The organism is Alcaligenes sp. Me129, from assembly GCF_050487245.1.
GTDB lineage: Bacteria > Pseudomonadota > Gammaproteobacteria > Burkholderiales > Burkholderiaceae_B > Alcaligenes > Alcaligenes phenolicus.
Genome location: NZ_JBKQGX010000010.1, coordinates 113,617 through 129,818, shown reverse-complemented (window position 1 = coordinate 129,818; position 16,202 = coordinate 113,617). Strand labels below are relative to the sequence as shown.

Below are 16,202 nucleotides of genomic sequence, written 5' to 3'. Positions count from 1 at the left end.
GCCGCCCAATCAATAAAACAAAAAAACCGACTGCTTACACAGCCGATACATTGGACACGGGTGTAACAAAAACAGGATTAGGACATTGCGTCAAGCCAAGTTAAGTCTTGTGGTGCAAGACCGACAAAAACAGAGCATGAAATCCCTTGTTTTGAGAATAAAAATATTTGCTAACTCATGATCGACCGCAATATTATTTTTTCTTCCTGATCGCCTTGAAGCTGCGTTTTTCACTCTGAAAACGTGGGTAGCTGCCTTATCAGCCCGCGTATAAATGAACCAAATACGATCTCCAAACTAAACAGGCCTTTTTCTTGTTTTAAAAAACTTAAAAATAGTCATTCAGATCTGAAAACACAGGCGATGTGTGCTCGAAATCCTTTACCCAGAACTGGAAGATCATTAATGACCAGGAATGGCCAAATCCTATCCGTAGGTACAAGGAACGGCATAATGCCTCGACACGGACTTCAATAACATGCAATAAAAAACAGCCCGTAACGGGCTGTTTTGCAAATTCATCTAAAACTCCAGGCAATCAAAAAACCCCGGCAATCCTGCATAGCTATCCATAAGCTGGTCAATGACATAAGCACTGTCACGGGTTTCCAGAGCCAGCAGGTTTTCCCGGTAATCTTCTTCAGCCAATCCAACGGCTATGCGGCCCGGTTCGACACGGGCACCGGCCAGCAGCTCGGACAGCTTGGGGTCCTGCATCGCCTCCAGGGCAGCGCGCAAGGCCAGTTCTTCGTCCGTGAAACCAACTTGTCCGGTGCGATCAGCGTGTAACGCCGCTTGCACTAAGGGCAACAAATTATCAATATCTTGCTTGCTAAGGTAAAACACATGCATGACACGTTCTCCACGGGTTGGTGATCGGCTAGTCCAGCATACCGAAAGACACAAGACTGGCGCTAGTGCGCCGTCATTTACAGAATTAAAAAGGGGGTCCATGACAATGATGCGTAAACTCACTCATTCCCGCTGGCTATTATTGGGAATCTTGCCACTGGCCAGTCTGGCTCATGCCCAAGTGAGTGCTCAACGTCCAGACGCCATGTCCGACAGCACGACTTCGCCACACTATGCCGTGCAGATTACACCCTATGCCTGGATTACCGGCTTGTCGGGTGAGTCCTCCCCCTTCAAACGCGCGCCCTCCCTGGATATAGAAAAGTCCTTTTCAGATGTCCTGCACGATCTGCGTGCCGCGGCCTTTCTGAACGCCTGGGTGCGTCGCGACCGCTATGTGTTCAACAGTGACCTGCTCTACGTGAACACACGCGAAAGTGAAGTGGTAGGTGGTTTGCCTTTGGTCGGTGCTGCAGAAGGGACCGTGGACACACGTCTGTTCATGGCCACGTTGCAAGGTGGTTACCGCATCTACGACACTGAACAAGCCAGCCTGGACGCACTGGCCGGTTTTTCTTTTTGGGATATACGCACCCGTGCCCATCTGAGTACGGCGGGCCGAACCCGACATCATCAGGAGAGCTTCAATTGGGTGGACCCCATGATAGGACTGCGTGCGTTCTATCGTTTCACCCCGGAGTTTTCCACTCAAGCCCAGATCCACTTGGGCGGCTTTGGCGTGGGCTCGCGCCTGAGCTATCAAGCTACCTTGACCTTGAACTACGACCTGTCAGAGAACTTCTCCATCGCTGCCGGATACAAGATGCTGGATGTGGACTATCGTCGCTCCGGCCATGTCTTTGACACTCGCATGTCGGGCCCCGTGCTGGGGCTGAGCTGGCGCTACTGACGGCACGTGAAAGGGGGCGGCACCGCCCCCTTTTCACAAGACATCAGGCCATACCATCTACCTGATGGCGTCGCTCCCAGAACCGTGAAGACACTTTTTCAAGCAGATCATCACCGGTTTTGATGACGAACACCCCCTTGTCCACTGAAACGCCTGCCCGGTCCAGCAAGGGTTGGGCTGCGCCGTTATGACCAATTGCTTTCAAGTGTCCATAGGCGTCGGCTACAAAATCCACCGCCGCCTTGTTAGTGCACAGTTTTGAAGCTTCTTCCTGGGTAAGCAGCAAGGCCACCGCATCAAACAGAACCGAAGGCGCACCCGCAATCTTTTCGTCGGCAGCCAATTGTGTGCCGTCTGACAGCGTCACTCCCCCTACTTGCGGAGCGATAAGCTTGACGGCCACCCCGGCTTCCTGAGCCCCTGTCAGCAGCATTTCCAGCAAGCCCTTGTCAGCTCCGTCCGTTACCAGAATACCCAGCATCCGACCGGCAATCGGCGACTTCTGGGCCAGTATGGACAAGGCTTTGGAAGGTGCCATGTCGATCGGCTTGCGGGCGGGCTTGGCAGGAGGCGGCAAATCCAGCCCCAATCCCTGAGCCGCTCGTTTGGCCAGATCCTCATCAATGACACGCATGTGCGAGAGCACACGCACACGAACATGATTGAGCTGGACCTTGGACAGTTCAAATACCAGCCCGGCAATCAGATGTTCCTGCTCAACTTCAGTCTGAGAGCGATAAAACAATCGGGCCTGGCTGTAATGGTCCGAGAACGACTCAGCCCGTACACGCAGTTTTGCGCCATCGTCTACGGTACTGGGGAAGGTGCGAAAGCCATGCGGCTGCGCGCGCGGTCCGCCCGATTCACCCGCCTCCTCCAGGCTATTGGGCTCGTAGGTCGCACGGCCCTTGGGAACCTGCGTCTGCATCATGCCGTCGCGCTGCATATTACTGAATGGGCAGCGGGGTGCATTGATAGGAATCTGATGAAAGTTGACCGTTCCCAGTCGAGACTTTTGCGTATCCAGGTAGGAGAACAAGCGGCCTTGCAGCAAGGGATCATCCGTAAAGTCGATTCCCGGAATGATGTTGGACGGCAAGAAAGCAACTTGCTCGGTCTCTGCAAAGAAGTTGTCGGGATAACGATCCAGAACCATACGACCCACGATCTTGACGGGCAGACTTTCCTCGGGAATGAGTTTGGTCGCATCCAGCACATCGTAGTCCTGCTTGTCCGCCCACTCCTGATCGAAAACCTGCACACCCAGTTCCCACTCCGGGAAGGCTTCGTTTTGAATCGCCTCGTACAAATCGCGTCGTAGATAATCCGAGTCCGCCCCGGAAATCTTGACCGCCTCATCCCACAGGGTGGACTGCAATCCCTGCTTGGGCTTCCAATGAAACTTCACAAAGTGCGACTTGCCCTTGGCATTCACAAAACGGAATGTGTGCACACCAAAGCCCTGCATCATGCGAAAGGACCGTGGCAAGGCTCGATCAGACATCAGCCACATCACGGTATGCAAAGACTCGGGCATCAGGGAGACAAAATCCCAGAATGTGTCATGGGCTGACGCTGCCTGGGGAAAGCCCCGGTCCGCCTCGGGTTTGACGGCATGGATCAGATCCGGGAACTTGATGGCGTCCTGGATAAAAAAAACGGGCATATTGTTGCCCACCAGATCCCAGTTGCCTTGCTCGGTATAGAACTTGACCGCGAAACCACGCACGTCGCGTGGTGTGTCTTTGGAGCCTTTAGAGCCGGCTACCGTTGAGAAACGACAGAACACCGGCACCCGATGTCCTTCCTTTTGAAATACACAGGCCTGGGTCAACTCCGGGATTGCTTGCGTGCATTCAAAATAACCATGTGCTCCTGTGCCGCGAGCATGAACAATGCGCTCCGGTATACGTTCATGGTCGAAATGGAATATTTTCTCGCGCAGGACAAAATCTTCCAACAAGGTCGGGCCACGCGCCCCGAAACGCAAGGAATTCTGATTGTCCGATATCGGTACGCCATGATTGGTCGTCAACTCAGCATGGCCAAACTGATGTAACTCCCCACCTTGCCCCACGGTATCCTGATTGGTTTTGGCTGCGGATTTTTTCGTCACCATATGTCCTCCAATCAAATCAAACGAAAACCCCGTTCCACTGGGGTGCCCTTGGGAAAAAGCCTAGAAGTTTTAATGACTTGATGTGCGAAGCAATCTCTCAAAACGTAATCAAGCATGTCCACCTTTTTTCGTGACAGAGCCGTAACTGTCTGGTGAGCTCTGACATCATGCCCACTTCCTCGCTCTATACTGAGCACGCTTTATCGCCCGCTCAAGCACGAGCCCCCGTTTCTTTTTGGAATGATTTTGTGTTTCAAGTCGCTGCTCTCGTTTTCGCCCTGTATGTCGCCTGGCGACTGATCAAACCGCTGAAGATCAAACCCTGGATCAAATGGCTGCTCAGCATCTTGGCCGTCGCCGCCACCTTCCACCACTACACCGTAGCGCTGTTCTGGGGCTCACGGGCTTCACCGGAAATTCCCGCACAAGTCATCATGGTCCTGGGCTGGGCTTTTGGGGCAGTCCTGCTGGCCGCCTGCTTTACCTTGATCACGGATCTGGCAGGTTTACTGATGCGCGTTCTGTACAAGCCAGCCGGGCTGCTTCTGTTGCGCTCCCCTACCTTGCGGGGCATGCTGGGCATCGCAGCGGTCAGCCTGTCCGCACTGGGTGTCTGGCAGGCAGTGCAAGTCCCCGAGCTCAAGTCCATCGAAGTAAAGGTCAAGGGCCTGTCCCCCAAGCTGGATGGTTTCAAACTGGTGCAACTGACTGATCTGCACGCCAGCCGTCTGCTGCAAGGCCCCTGGATACAAGCCATTGTTGATAAAACACAGGCTTTGAAACCGGACCTGATCGTCATTACAGGTGATCTGGTCGATGGCACGGTGAAAGCGCGTCGCGATGATGTCGCCCCCTTGCAAGCCCTGTCTGCCCCGCAAGGGGTGTGGGTAATTGCAGGCAACCACGAGTACTACACCCAGTACCAACCCTGGATCGAGCACTTCAACAGCCTTGGGCTACGTATGCTTCTGAACGAGCACAGCATTATTGAACAAGACGATGCTGCTTTTGCTTTGGCTGGCATTACCGACAAGTCGGCAGCCGTGCATGGGCAACCCATGCCCGATGTGGCTGCAGCAGTCGCCGGGATCCCTGCTGGCATGCCCATCATCATGTTGGCCCACCGCCCTGACACCGCCAAGGAAATCGCTGCGGCCGGGGCGGCCTTGCAGTTGTCGGGCCATACCCATGGCGGCCATATTGTGGGCATGCACAAGATCGTGCAGATGGCCAATGATGGCTATGTGGGTGGACTGTATCAAGTGGGGGATATGCAGCTGTACGTCAGCTACGGTGCCGGACTGTGGGCGGGCTTCCCGCTGCGACTGGGGCGCGCCTCAGAAATCACCTTGATTACCTTGCGCGCCTCCTGATTCCAGGACTGGAACCGGAGCATCAAGACACGCTGCGCAGCGCCCGTCGACACAGGCGCTGCACAGCAGCATTATCCGGCGCTTGCATCTGCCATTGAGCACATAGATCACGCACCCACTGCGGCTGATCCTTGGCCGCATCATTCAAGAAATTGGCTACCGAGTCCTGCACATACACACTGCCATCCCGATACAAGAGCTCAAGAATCGGCAACATGCGTTCCGGTTCTTTTTTCAGGATGGCAATATGTGCGCACCACACTCCCCGAGGGCGCAAAGCCTCACACGCAAAACGACGCAGATATTCCGAGTCTGAGCGCGCCCACTGCTGCAAGCTCTGAATCGACGCATCCAGCTCGGCCACCAAATGAGGACGTACCGCCATCCAGGACCATTCACGCACACCAAAATGCGCATCATCAGCCAAAGGGCGCAGTGCCTCCAGGCGCTGAGGCACACTTAAGGATGCACGGGCTCCCACCATAAAGCAGGCCCAGCCCCGCACCACATCAGCCGGGTGATCCAAACAGCGCATCCAGGCCATCTCGCCATACGTGTCCAGCAAATATTCCCCAATGGCTTTCATGCGCTTGAGAATGCCCAATTGGGCCAGGGTGTCGATGTGCTCTGCGCCCTGCTCATCCAATTCCGGAAATACGGTCGCCACCAGCACGCGCTGATCGATGGCCAAGGACTCGGTCAGAGTAAGACCCTGGATTTCCCCCTTGGACAGAGCCAGCAAAATATCAGCCGGTATATCCGCAACCTTGGCATAAGCCTTGCGGTTCTCGATACTCATGACGCGTCTTCTCCGCCAGCGGCTTTGTTCAACAAGGCGCTAAGCTGGGTGCACTCCGCCTCGGACAAATGCCGGAACAATTCGCCTATCCACTGGGCGTGAGTTCCTACCAGCGTCCTGGCCAACTCCGCCCCCTGAGGGCTGAGTTTCACCATGACAGAACGCCGATCGGTCTGGGCCGCAAAGCGCTGCACCAAGCCCGCTTTCAGCAGCCCATCCACCAGAGTTGTGACAGTCGCCCGCGTCACGCCTGCCCGTTCAGCCAGGATGTGGGAAGGCATCCCGTCGGGTGCTTCTTCCAGCAGGAACAAAAGCACAAAACGGGCTTCACTCAAGCCATGGGGCGCCAACAAGGCGGCGCAGTCTCGATCAATACGGGCAGACAAGGACAGGAGCTGAAAACACAGGGACATGCCCTGAACGTTGACGCCCTTTTGCTGCTCTGCGTGCGAGAGCAAGGCCCGATATTTCGCTTCCAGTTTCATAGTTCGACATCAAATGATTTGATATCGAATCTTAATCTCAGAGCGCTTCAAAAACAAGAAAAATAAAGGAGGGCTGATTTCACATCATGCCAATCCAATCCATAAAGCGGAATATGTCCAGGTAGTAAGGAGCCTATCGACAAAAGAGTGTCGCCAAAATTCGACAATGCCACATTTTAAGCTTGATGCTTACAAGACAGGCCCACGCATGCGGTAAGGTATAAGGCTGGTCAGGCATCAGCCCTGCCACCGTTCATTAGCAGCACACATGGAATCCGATTACCAGCATCATGAATAGCATCAAGAAATCGAGCAAATTGGCGAATGTTTTGTACGATATTCGCGGCCCCATCATGGACCGGGCCAAACAAATGGAAGACGAGGGCCAGCAACTGATCAAGCTCAATATCGGCAACTTGGCGGTATTCGGTTTTGACGCCCCGGAAGAAATCCAGCTCGACATGATCCGCAACCTGCCCAACTCTTCGGGCTACTCGGATAGCAAAGGTATTTTTGCCGCGCGCAAAGCCGTCATGCACTACACCCAGGAGCAAGGGATCAAGGGCGTGACGCTGGAAGATATTTACCTGGGCAATGGCGCCTCTGAGCTGATTGCCATGGCCACCAACGCCCTGCTGGACGACGGTGATGAACTGCTCCTGCCCATGCCCGACTATCCGCTGTGGACGGCTGTAACCAGCTTGTCCGGCGGTACACCCGTGCACTACTTGTGTGACGAATCCAAAGGCTGGATTCCGGACCTGGACGATATCCGCTCCAAGATCACCCCACGCACCAAGGGCCTGGTTGTCATCAACCCGAACAACCCCACCGGCGTGCTCTACCCCGACTCGGTGCTGCAAGCTCTGGTCGATATTGCTCGCGAATTCAATCTGGTGCTGCTGGCCGACGAGGTCTACGACAAGGTCCTGTTCGACGACATGAAGCACACCGCCATGGCCAGCCTGTCCAACGACGTACTGACCCTGACCTTCAACTCCCTGTCCAAGAGCTACCGCGCATGTGGTTACCGCGCAGGCTGGCTGGTGATTTCGGGCGACAAGAAAGCCGGTGCCGACTACATCGAAGGCCTGAGCATGCTGGCCAATATGAAGCTGTGCGCGAACGTGCCCGGCCAATGGGCCATTCAGACCGCCTTGGGCGGCTATCAAAGCATTAACGACCTGGTATGCGAAGGTGGACGCCTGCGCCGTCAGCGCGATCTGGCTTACGAGTTGATCACCGCGATTCCCGGGGTCAGCTGCGTCATGCCCCACGCTGCCCTGTACATGTTCCCGCGTCTGGATCCCGAGGTTTATCCCATCAAGGACGACCGCCAATTCTTCCTGCAACTGCTGGAAGCCACCCGCGTGATGCTGGTGCAAGGCACGGGCTTTAATTGGCCTCATCCGGATCACTTCCGCATGGTGTTCCTGCCCCACGAGCCGGACCTGCGCGAGGCCATCAACCGCATCGCCAAGTTCCTGAAAGACTACCGTATCAAGCACGGTACAGAACGGCCTGAGTTTGCCCAGGCGACCATTCCAGTCGTAGACAGCGCCGAAGCTGAATAAAAATCGGATTCAATGAAAAAAGCCAAGGATTCATTCTCCTTGGCTTTTTTTGGCACTCAAGATACTTGAGACAATTGCTCCGCAACCCAATCAATAAAGACACGCAGCCGAACATTCGTATGTTTGCTGCGATGAAAAGCCACATACAAGGGCATAGGGTCCATCGTCCAATCCGGGAATAACGCGATCAGGCGCCCTGCTTGCACCGCTTCCTTGGCCAAATACGCCGGCAGGCAAACCAGCCCCAAACCCGCTTCACCCGCTGCCAGATAGGCATTGCCATCATTCACGGCCAAGCCATAACGGCCTGGCAAAGAAACCCGTTCTTTATCGCGACGCAAGGCATAAGGAAACGGTTTGTTCTGATGTTCCCACAGGTACCCCACCATTCGATGTGCAGACCCGTCCAGCTCTTCAGGATGCACAACGGTACCAAACCGCTCCAGATACAAGGGTGCAGCATAGATGGACAGATGCAGCGCCCCCACCCGCTTGGCGATCAAGGACTGGTCTTGAATATGACCACCTCGAACCACACAGTCCATGCTTTCATCGAGCAGATCTACCGTCTTGTCGCCTACGCCCATATCCAGCTGAATATCCGGGTAGCGTGCGTAGAACGACGGCAAGGCTGGCACCAGCACACGGCTGGCTAAAGGGCTGGGCACATCTACCCGCAAGCGGCCACTGGGCGAAGCCAAGGCTTGGGCCAGATCCCGCTCACTGTCTTCCAGATCGGCCAGCAATTGCACCACACGCTCAAAATAAAGTGCCCCAGCGCTGGTCACACTGACCTTGCGCGTCGTGCGATGCAGCAAGCTCACCTGCAAGCGTGCCTCCAATTGCTGCACCAGATGCGTGGCCCGGGTTCGGCTCAGATGCAAAGCTTGGGCCGCCTTGGTAAAGCTGCCCGTTTCCACCACCTTGGCAAAGGTACGCATCGCTTCGAAACGGTCCACGTATTGTCTCCAATCAGTTGCATTGATTGTTTGGATTATAGAAACAGTGTTGTCTGCCATCCAGCGTTTATCTGTCCACGCACAAGACCTACAGTGCATAACTCAATGAACTTCACCTGCCCAGCAGGCACTGGAAAGCATGATGACTACCTTACGCCAAGCCGTCTTTCCCAGCGAACGCCAAGCCTTGTATGAGCGTGGTCACTACTCACCGGCGATTCGTTCCAATGGCTTTTTGTTTATTTCTGGCCAGGTCGGCAGCCGCGAAGACGGCTCACCCGAGCCGGACCTGGAACAGCAAATACGCCTGGCCTTTGAGAACCTCAATACCGTGCTGGCCGCAGCAGGTTGCAGCTTTGCTCATGTGCTGGATGTGACGCTGTTTTTGGTGAACCCGGAAGCCAATCTGGAAACCCTGTGGAAGGTTCTGCCGGACTACTGGGGTGATGCGCCCTACCCGGCGTTGACAGGTGTAGGGGTGCCTTGGTTGTCAGGCTTTCAGTTCGAGATCAAGGTAGTGGCACAACTGCCCGAACAAGCCTGATACGCAAGCTCTTGTCGCCTTTATCGATAGGCTAATCGTGCTGATCGGACTCACTGCCAGGCAATGCAGCTAATACCGCAGCCTGCATACTTTGCGTAAACGCGGTATCGCCCATGGCCCGACTGATCATCCCTGTCCCCAACATGGCGGCAAACAAGAGCATGACTTGCTCTTCGGTCTGCTCGGCACACGCTTGCATGGCAACGCCACGAAACTGCTCAAACAAGCTCTCTACGCCTTCACTGTAAATTGCCGTGGTCTGCGCATCCGCAGGCAGGCCGCTGGCCAGGGAAGAAAAGGCCAGGATCGGGCAGCTTTGGGTTTGAGGACGGTGCTTGAAATATCGCCGCATCAAGGCTTGAAACCCTTGCACGGCGTCCTGTTCATAGCGCTGGTTGATACGCTCCCAGGATTCGGAAGACTGGGTAAAAGCAAATCGGGAGGCCTCGTCAATCAAAGCCTCCTTGGAGACAAACTGCTTGTAGAAAGCGCCTGCCGTCAAGCCCGCCTCTTTCATGATGTCCCCGATCGAGACCCCTTCCACTCCATGTTTGCGAAACAGTCGGCAAGCCGTCTCCAGCACCCGCTCGCGGTTGCGTTCGGCCTGCTCACGCGAGACACGCCCCATTCAAACCTCCGGACGACGAAAGGCAATCAGCTTGGCAATCAGGCGCTGGCACACCTCATTGTTCTGATTCAGGGTGTGAGACTCCACCACTACCATGCCTCTGTCCGCTTTGGAGCGGGAGGGCTGAATGTCGATGATTTTACTGAGCACATGCAAGACATCGCCAGGGCGCGTAGGCCGTGGCCAATCGATTTGCCCGCCTGCACCAATAATCCCCTGACTGAATACCAGGCTGTCCACCAAAAGCTTCATGGTAATGGCGGCGGTATGCCATCCACTGGCGGCCAGCCCCTGAAAGAACGTGCCCTTGGCCGCCTCTGCATCCAGATGGAAAGGTTGTGGATCAAACTGGCGGGCAAAGCTGATAATTTGCGCTTCATCCAGAGCATGTTCTGCGCTGCGAAACTCCATTCCCAGGGCCAGATCCTCAAGATAGACAGGTGCTTTAAGGCTCATCCGAATACTCTCCAGAAAGTGTGTGAGTGCGCGTCGCTGCCCGCGTAAATAGATTATGGATGGCAGCTATTCTTGCACAGCTTTCCTGGGAAAGCAAGGATAGATTATGGTCATACTCTATTTTTAAAATGGTAATAATTCTGCTTTTTTTACTGCGGAACAACCCATCCAGACGCTTGCAAGCAGGTGCCTGAACACCGAAAAACAGTCTAAAAACCAGTTCCTTGCGGCCAGATGAAGGCACAGTAGCCAGTGACACACCCGTCAGGCACCCCCCTGCTACTACAGGGACAATGCATCTTGAATGCTACACACCCCTCCAAAAACCAACGCCTGAGTTTTCTATCGTTCTGCTTCCTGATTACAATCACACTCTTGCGGTTTTGTCGGGACGAACGGTGTTTCATACCCGTCTTTCTTTCCCAGGCACAACCAGTCCTTACCCTGCCCTGAGGCCACAAGCTTGTTGATTCAACAAGTCTTTTGTACCCGCTTCAAGCATGGCTAACCCATTGATTAAGAGGAGATCCTACACCTATGTGCACATTCATTTATGCACTCTTCTTTGGTATAGAGAACGGCTCAAGTTTTCGATTTCGCAGCGCGATAATCTAGACTTGAGCGAAGCATTAACTTACTGAAGGACTTCACTCAGGCCTCAAGAATTATCGTCAGCTTCTATTGACGAGGATGCGCTGTACCCGCGCACCCAAAAAACTTGAGCATGTCATGAGTACTTTACTGTCAGTCCACTCACTCTCTTACGAAACCCTTTCCGGTCCTTTATTCAAAGAAATTGCCTTCACTATCAAGGCCGGAGATCGAGTTGGACTTATAGGCCACAACGGTTGTGGCAAAAGCACCTTAATCAGCCTGCTTTGCGGCGAACTGACGCCCAGGCAAGGCAGTATTTCACTAGCAAACCACTGCATTCTGGCGCGTGTTGAGCAATACCTGCCAGCGGATCTGCACGCCTTGAGTTTGCTGAACGCCGTACTGGCTGCCCTGCCCGCAGAGCAGCACGATACGGGTGCCTGGCGCGCAGAAAGCTTGCTTGGCGAGATGGGCTTTCAGGAACTGGACTGGCATACCCAGGTCAGTGCCTTAAGTGGTGGGCAATACACTCGCCTGCTGCTGGCACGGGCCTTGATTACCCAGCCTGATCTGCTCTTGCTGGACGAACCCAGCAACCATCTGGACTTGCCTTCCCTGCTTTGGCTAGAAGGCTTTCTAAGCAGTTGGCGCGGCACATTTGTGCTGGTCTCTCACGACCAGCGCTTGCTGGATCGCGTGTGCAACAGCACCATTATTTTGCGCGATCGTACGCTGTCTTTTTTCTCTCTACCCTGCTCGGCTGCGCGTGAAGCGTTGCGCAATCGAGATGAGGCGGATTTGCGTCGTTATCAAGGCGAGCAAAAGGAAATTGATCGCATCGAACAAAGCGCAAAACGCTTGGCTATCTGGGGACAGGTCTACGACAACGAGACCTTTTCCCGCAAAGCCCAAAGCATGGAAAAGCGCCTGTCCAAACTGCGCGAAAACCAGACCGATCTGACGGATGGCACACCCTGGACCTTGCAGCTGCATGGCCTGGACATGAAGGCAGATCGCCTACTGGATATTGCAGATATGGTCGTCAGCCCGGCACAGAACCTGCCTGCTCTCTTTCAAGCCCATGGCCTGCAAGTGCGCAGCGGGGATCGCATCGGATTGGTCGGTCGCAATGGTTGCGGTAAATCCTCTTTATTGCGTCAGCTATGGCGCTACTGGCAGGACGAGGCGGACATGGACGGGCTGAAGTTTCACCCGCAATGCCGCATTGGTTATTACGACCAGGACCAACAGCAACTGGATGGTTCCAAGACCTTGCTGCATGCCTTGCAGGACTTTTCGCCCTTGCCGGACGATGTCAGGAAAATGGCGCTGATCAGTGCCGGTTTTCCTTATCTGCGGCATGCACAGAAAGTGGATAGCTTGAGTGGTGGCGAGCGTGCTCGGCTGATGTTTATTGCCCTGTCGCTGGCCAACTATCATCTGCTCTTTCTGGACGAGCCAACCAACCACCTGGACCTGGACGGCAAGGAAGAACTGGCAGAGGAACTATGCGAATTCAAAGGCGGTTTTATCCTGGTCACCCATGACCGGGAGCTGCTGGAGAAAAGCTGCAATCGCTTCTGGCTGGTGGACGAAGGTTCCTTGACGGAAATGCAGGACTTGACGCAGTTGTATGCCGCTCTGATCCAGACAGATCAGCCAGAGAAATCCTCACCCATCCTCAGTCCGGGCCCAGGGAGCACAACAAGGGCTCAATCAACCCCCTCCAGCGACGACACATTGCTGGAGCAACTGATTGAACTGGAAAGCAAACTGGAGGCTGATCTGGCACGCAAGCCCAAGCATCAAAAGCCTGGCTTGCAAGAGGTCTGGCAAGCGGAAATCCACAAGCTGCGCCAAGCCTTGAACCTGGAGTAATCCAGACCTTATGCCTTGACTGCTCAACAGATCCGGCAAGGCATAAAAACAGCCCCTTGTTGTCAGATTCAACAAGGGGCTGTCTGTATCAGCTGGGCTTCAGTCTGCTAAATCCAGCACCAAGGTCTGCGACATCAAGGACGAACCCTCACGCAAAGGCTCGGGCTCTCCGCTGGGCACAAAGCCGTAACTCTCATATAGCCGGACGGCTGCTTCATTCGTCAGGGTCACGCCTAAGCGAACACCGGCTGCTTGCCTGCTTTTTGCCCATTGCACTGCGGTATCCAGCAGAGCAAAACCCGCTCGCAAACCTCGCGCCGACGGCGCCACCCACATCTGATAAATATCGGCCAGAACAGGCTCTGAGGCAGACAACTTGCACCAGACCAGGCCGCAAGCCTGCCCCTCTTTTTCAGCGAACAAGACGCGGTCCGTCTCGGACGCACAAGCAGCTTGAATCCGCTCCTGCCAGAAATGCTCTGGATGTGTGGACTCCACGGCATAGGTACTCCCAAATGCATCGGGACAATCACGCAAGGCGCCAAGACGCAATGCTTGATACGTGCGCCATTCCCGCCCCTGAACCGGACGAATAGAGATCACAACACATCCTTTTCAAGAAAAATCTGGCGGCGATCAAGGCCGTACAGCCGTCACCTCCAGCTCGACCAGCCAGCCTGGGTTCACCAGAGCCTGGACCGCCATGGCTGATCGCACAGGCAGATTTGGCTGCTCCTTGGTTCCAAAGTACTTGGAATAGCCTGCCATGAAGCCGTCAAAATCCAACTTGCCACCCTCCGGAGCAACCAGGAAGGCCTGCATCTTGATAATGTCCCCTACCGACATGCCCATGCCTTCCAGTTGAGCCTTGATCTGCTCCATGATGGACTCGGTTTGCTGCTGCATATTGCCATAGGCTGCCGTGCTGGCTGCATCAGCCGACTTGTCACGCACAGCGGGAACGGTACCGCTCAAGTACACCGTGGTTTTACCGGCAGGCACTTCCACTGCCGTCAGAATCGGGAAATCCGAATTGGGAATAGGATGGCGCTTCACATCCTGCGCCAACGCCGGCGCAGCCAGACTACTGATCAGAGCAGCAGAGGCAAGCATCTTCACGACATTCATAGTTTTCTCCTGATTGAAGGTGTAAAAACCAAGACTTCATTAGGTACAAGCTCTTCCCTAAAGCCTATTTAATTTCAGAAAGCCGCTCTAAAGTTCAGACAGTTATCTTTTGATTCAAAAAAACTGTCTTTCTGTAGTCTGTGCAGCGGGCTGTTATCCAGGCAGCAATCGCATCCACAGAAAATATCTAAGGAGTCCAAGGCTTAATGCAAAGGCCTCAACAGCAATAAAGCACACAAAGCCAGCATGAAAACAGCGATGCTGCCATCCAGTACACGCCAGGCCAACGGCTGACGAAACACAGGTTGCAGCAACCGTGCCCCATAGCCCAAGGCCAGAAACCAGCTGGCACTGGCCGCACAGGCCCCCAAAGCAAATGCCCACTGCAAGTTACCGGGATAAGGCGTGGACAAACTGCCCAACAGCACCATCGTATCCAGATAGACGTGGGGGTTCAAAAAGGTGAACGCCAGACAGGTCAGCAAGATACGGCGTCGATTGCGCTCGCTCCCCTGCCCGGCCATCAGGCTTCCTTTACCCGTCCAGGCCCGCTGCGCGGCCAGCAGCCCATACCAGGCCAGAAAAGCCGCACCACCAAAGCGCAGAACTTGCAGCAAACCAGGCCATTCCTCTACCAACGTACCAATGCCAGCCACGCCCCCCAGAATCAGGACAATGTCGGCCAGCGCGCAGATTGCCACCACCAGCCCCACATGACTACGCTCCAAGCCCTGTCGCAACACAAAGGCATTTTGAGTGCCGATAGCCATGATCAGGCCCGCCCCCGTCAGAAAGCCAGTTGCAACAACAGAGAAGAACATGCCAGCCATCCACAGAATTGAAAAACTGCGTTATGGTGCTGTCATTTACAGTTTAAGAAAAGCTAATTATTCTTCACTTAATTAAGAATAATTAATCAAACAAGCCAATTATGGATCTGCTGCACCCACAACTACGAGCATTTACGGCCGTCCTGGAAGAAGGCAGTTTTGAAGCGGCCGGGCGCAAGCTGTACATCACCACCTCAGCCATCTCGCAGCGTATCAAAGCGCTGGAGGACAGACTGGGGCAAGTGCTGGTCCTGCGCCAGCCGCCTTGTCGTCCAACACCGGCGGGAGAGTTGCTGCTGCGTCGTGTACGGCCCATGCAGGTTCTGGAAGCCGAGGCCGTCGCAGACTTCCTGCCAGAGCAAAATGGCCCACGACGGCCTATCGCCATTGCGGTCAATAGTGACTCGCTGGACACCTGGTTTCTGGAAGCCTTGTCCCGGCTAAGTCAGGAATATGGCTACCTGTTTGATGTGCGCGTGGATGACCAGGACCACACACTGGAATTGATACGTAATGGCTCCGTGCTGGGCGCGGTCACTGCCGAACCTGCCCCCCTTCAAGGCTGCGAGGTGCAGGCCTTGGGCATCATGCGCTATCAGGCCATTGCTTCTCCCGAGTTTGTGGCCCGCCATTTTGGATGGGGAATAGACGCAGAATCCCTGGCTCAAGCCCCCATGATCGTCTTTAACCGCAAGGACGAATTGCAGTGGCGCTTTATACGCCAAATCACGAATGAATCCGTAGCCCCTCCCATCCACTACCTGCCCACCTCCACCGGCTTTGTGAAAGCAGCGGCTTTGGGCCTGGGATGGTGTCTGGCACCCGACTCCATGGTCAGCGATGCCTTGGCCGCCGAAGAGCTGGCTTTAGTCGCCCCCGGCCTGTGGCTGGATGTGCCTTTGTATTGGCAACATGCGGCTATCCGCTCCGACACCTTGCGCAATATGGGTAGAGCCCTTCAAGAAGCGACCAGCACCACATTGCTGCCGGCGCCTTCTTGAACAGCTCTTTGAGGCCCGTACGGGGAAACAATGGGTGGAGTTTTCCACTTCAGGAAGATGGCAGAAGTCTGA

General features: G+C 54.8%; 16 protein-coding genes. 6 read left to right on the top strand and 10 right to left on the bottom strand.

Annotation, left to right across the window (positions count from 1 at the left end; translation table 11 throughout):
• Nucleotides 1-522: 522 nt before the first annotated feature.
• Nucleotides 523-852, bottom strand: coding sequence for a hypothetical protein (locus ACLPGZ_RS12375; RefSeq protein WP_009456315.1), 330 nt, complete (start codon nt 850-852; stop codon nt 523-525).
• A gap of 106 nt (nt 853-958) precedes the next feature.
• Between ACLPGZ_RS12375 and ACLPGZ_RS12370 the strand changes: the two genes are divergently transcribed.
• Nucleotides 959-1,762, top strand: a complete 804-nt coding sequence (locus tag ACLPGZ_RS12370; RefSeq protein ID WP_035272669.1) for a hypothetical protein — start codon at nt 959-961, stop codon at nt 1,760-1,762.
• A 43-nt stretch (nt 1,763-1,805) separates the two neighbouring features.
• Here ACLPGZ_RS12370 and ACLPGZ_RS12365 read toward each other — a convergent pair whose 3' ends face one another.
• Nucleotides 1,806-3,881: a catalase gene (locus ACLPGZ_RS12365; protein ID WP_137430198.1), complete on the bottom strand. Its 2,076-nt coding sequence runs from the start codon at nt 3,879-3,881 to the stop codon at nt 1,806-1,808.
• A 248-nt stretch (nt 3,882-4,129) separates the two neighbouring features.
• Between ACLPGZ_RS12365 and ACLPGZ_RS12360 the strand changes: the two genes are divergently transcribed.
• Nucleotides 4,130-5,254, top strand: coding sequence for a metallophosphoesterase (locus tag ACLPGZ_RS12360; protein ID WP_239054450.1), 1,125 nt, complete (start codon nt 4,130-4,132; stop codon nt 5,252-5,254).
• A 22-nt stretch (nt 5,255-5,276) separates the two neighbouring features.
• Here the strand turns inward: ACLPGZ_RS12360 and ACLPGZ_RS12355 are convergent, their stop codons facing one another.
• Both ACLPGZ_RS12355 and ACLPGZ_RS12350 read right to left on the bottom strand, forming a co-directional pair.
• Nucleotides 5,277-6,053 (bottom strand): DNA alkylation repair protein, encoded by a 777-nt coding sequence (locus ACLPGZ_RS12355; protein WP_083053333.1) that lies wholly within the window; start codon nt 6,051-6,053, stop codon nt 5,277-5,279.
• On the bottom strand, nt 6,050-6,538 hold the full coding sequence (locus ACLPGZ_RS12350; RefSeq protein WP_022983289.1) for a MarR family winged helix-turn-helix transcriptional regulator: 489 nt from the start codon (nt 6,536-6,538) through the stop codon (nt 6,050-6,052). Before ACLPGZ_RS12350 ends, ACLPGZ_RS12355 begins: the two co-directional genes overlap by 4 nt.
• Before the next feature lie 290 nt (nt 6,539-6,828).
• On the opposite strand from ACLPGZ_RS12350, the gene ACLPGZ_RS12345 reads away from it, so the two are divergent.
• Nucleotides 6,829-8,112 (top strand): pyridoxal phosphate-dependent aminotransferase, encoded by a 1,284-nt coding sequence (locus tag ACLPGZ_RS12345; RefSeq protein ID WP_009456304.1) that lies wholly within the window; start codon nt 6,829-6,831, stop codon nt 8,110-8,112.
• Between the two features lie 56 nt (nt 8,113-8,168).
• Here the strand turns inward: ACLPGZ_RS12345 and ACLPGZ_RS12340 are convergent, their stop codons facing one another.
• Nucleotides 8,169-9,071 carry a LysR family transcriptional regulator gene (locus ACLPGZ_RS12340; RefSeq protein WP_257112066.1) on the bottom strand — a complete coding sequence of 301 codons (903 nt, stop codon included), beginning with the start codon at nt 9,069-9,071 and terminating at the stop codon, nt 8,169-8,171.
• A 142-nt stretch (nt 9,072-9,213) separates the two neighbouring features.
• On the opposite strand from ACLPGZ_RS12340, the gene ACLPGZ_RS12335 reads away from it, so the two are divergent.
• A complete protein-coding gene (locus ACLPGZ_RS12335) occupies nt 9,214-9,615 on the top strand; it encodes a RidA family protein (protein ID WP_257113647.1) in 402 nt (133 codons plus the stop codon).
• A gap of 31 nt (nt 9,616-9,646) precedes the next feature.
• Here the strand turns inward: ACLPGZ_RS12335 and ACLPGZ_RS12330 are convergent, their stop codons facing one another.
• Both ACLPGZ_RS12330 and ACLPGZ_RS12325 read right to left on the bottom strand, forming a co-directional pair.
• The gene (locus tag ACLPGZ_RS12330) at nt 9,647-10,243 is read right to left on the bottom strand and encodes a TetR/AcrR family transcriptional regulator (protein ID WP_257112067.1); all 597 of its coding nucleotides are present in this window, start codon (nt 10,241-10,243) and stop codon (nt 9,647-9,649) included.
• Nucleotides 10,244-10,699 (bottom strand): MaoC family dehydratase, encoded by a 456-nt coding sequence (locus ACLPGZ_RS12325; RefSeq protein ID WP_035272656.1) that lies wholly within the window; start codon nt 10,697-10,699, stop codon nt 10,244-10,246. It lies immediately after the preceding gene.
• Nucleotides 10,700-11,428: 729 nt separating this feature from the next.
• On the opposite strand from ACLPGZ_RS12325, the gene ACLPGZ_RS12320 reads away from it, so the two are divergent.
• Nucleotides 11,429-13,171 carry an ABC-F family ATP-binding cassette domain-containing protein gene (locus ACLPGZ_RS12320; RefSeq protein WP_376910917.1) on the top strand — a complete coding sequence of 581 codons (1,743 nt, stop codon included), beginning with the start codon at nt 11,429-11,431 and terminating at the stop codon, nt 13,169-13,171.
• A 99-nt stretch (nt 13,172-13,270) separates the two neighbouring features.
• Here the strand turns inward: ACLPGZ_RS12320 and ACLPGZ_RS12315 are convergent, their stop codons facing one another.
• The 3 genes from ACLPGZ_RS12315 to ACLPGZ_RS12305 form a co-directional block, all read right to left on the bottom strand.
• Entirely contained in the window at nt 13,271-13,774 is a 504-nt protein-coding gene (locus tag ACLPGZ_RS12315; RefSeq protein ID WP_251196214.1) for a GNAT family N-acetyltransferase, read from the bottom strand.
• Between the two features lie 33 nt (nt 13,775-13,807).
• Nucleotides 13,808-14,299: a RidA family protein gene (locus tag ACLPGZ_RS12310; protein ID WP_009456291.1), complete on the bottom strand. Its 492-nt coding sequence runs from the start codon at nt 14,297-14,299 to the stop codon at nt 13,808-13,810.
• Between the two features lie 203 nt (nt 14,300-14,502).
• Entirely contained in the window at nt 14,503-15,120 is a 618-nt protein-coding gene (locus ACLPGZ_RS12305; protein WP_115634046.1) for a LysE/ArgO family amino acid transporter, read from the bottom strand.
• A gap of 110 nt (nt 15,121-15,230) precedes the next feature.
• Here ACLPGZ_RS12305 and ACLPGZ_RS12300 point away from each other — a divergent pair, with 110 nt between their 5' ends.
• The gene (locus ACLPGZ_RS12300) at nt 15,231-16,130 is read left to right on the top strand and encodes a LysR family transcriptional regulator ArgP (RefSeq protein WP_239054453.1); all 900 of its coding nucleotides are present in this window, start codon (nt 15,231-15,233) and stop codon (nt 16,128-16,130) included.
• The last annotated feature ends 72 nt before the right edge of the window (nt 16,131-16,202 follow it).

Bases quoted from the DNA above. Each gene is read 5' to 3' on its own strand.
- ACLPGZ_RS12300 (WP_239054453.1), top strand. From the start codon at position 15,231: ATGGATCTGCTGCACCCACAACTACGAGCATTTACGGCCGTCCTGGAA.
- ACLPGZ_RS12330 (WP_257112067.1), bottom strand. From the start codon at position 10,243: ATGGGGCGTGTCTCGCGTGAGCAGGCCGAACGCAACCGCGAGCGGGTG.
- ACLPGZ_RS12370 (WP_035272669.1), top strand. From the start codon at position 959: ATGATGCGTAAACTCACTCATTCCCGCTGGCTATTATTGGGAATCTTG.
- ACLPGZ_RS12365 (WP_137430198.1), bottom strand. From the start codon at position 3,881: ATGGTGACGAAAAAATCCGCAGCCAAAACCAATCAGGATACCGTGGGG.
- ACLPGZ_RS12325 (WP_035272656.1), bottom strand. From the start codon at position 10,699: ATGAGCCTTAAAGCACCTGTCTATCTTGAGGATCTGGCCCTGGGAATG.
- ACLPGZ_RS12310 (WP_009456291.1), bottom strand. From the start codon at position 14,299: ATGAATGTCGTGAAGATGCTTGCCTCTGCTGCTCTGATCAGTAGTCTG.
- ACLPGZ_RS12350 (WP_022983289.1), bottom strand. From the start codon at position 6,538: ATGAAACTGGAAGCGAAATATCGGGCCTTGCTCTCGCACGCAGAGCAG.
- ACLPGZ_RS12345 (WP_009456304.1), top strand. From the start codon at position 6,829: ATGAATAGCATCAAGAAATCGAGCAAATTGGCGAATGTTTTGTACGAT.
- ACLPGZ_RS12375 (WP_009456315.1), bottom strand. From the start codon at position 852: ATGCATGTGTTTTACCTTAGCAAGCAAGATATTGATAATTTGTTGCCC.
- ACLPGZ_RS12305 (WP_115634046.1), bottom strand. From the start codon at position 15,120: ATGTTCTTCTCTGTTGTTGCAACTGGCTTTCTGACGGGGGCGGGCCTG.
- ACLPGZ_RS12355 (WP_083053333.1), bottom strand. From the start codon at position 6,053: ATGAGTATCGAGAACCGCAAGGCTTATGCCAAGGTTGCGGATATACCG.
- ACLPGZ_RS12335 (WP_257113647.1), top strand. From the start codon at position 9,214: ATGACTACCTTACGCCAAGCCGTCTTTCCCAGCGAACGCCAAGCCTTG.
- ACLPGZ_RS12320 (WP_376910917.1), top strand. From the start codon at position 11,429: ATGAGTACTTTACTGTCAGTCCACTCACTCTCTTACGAAACCCTTTCC.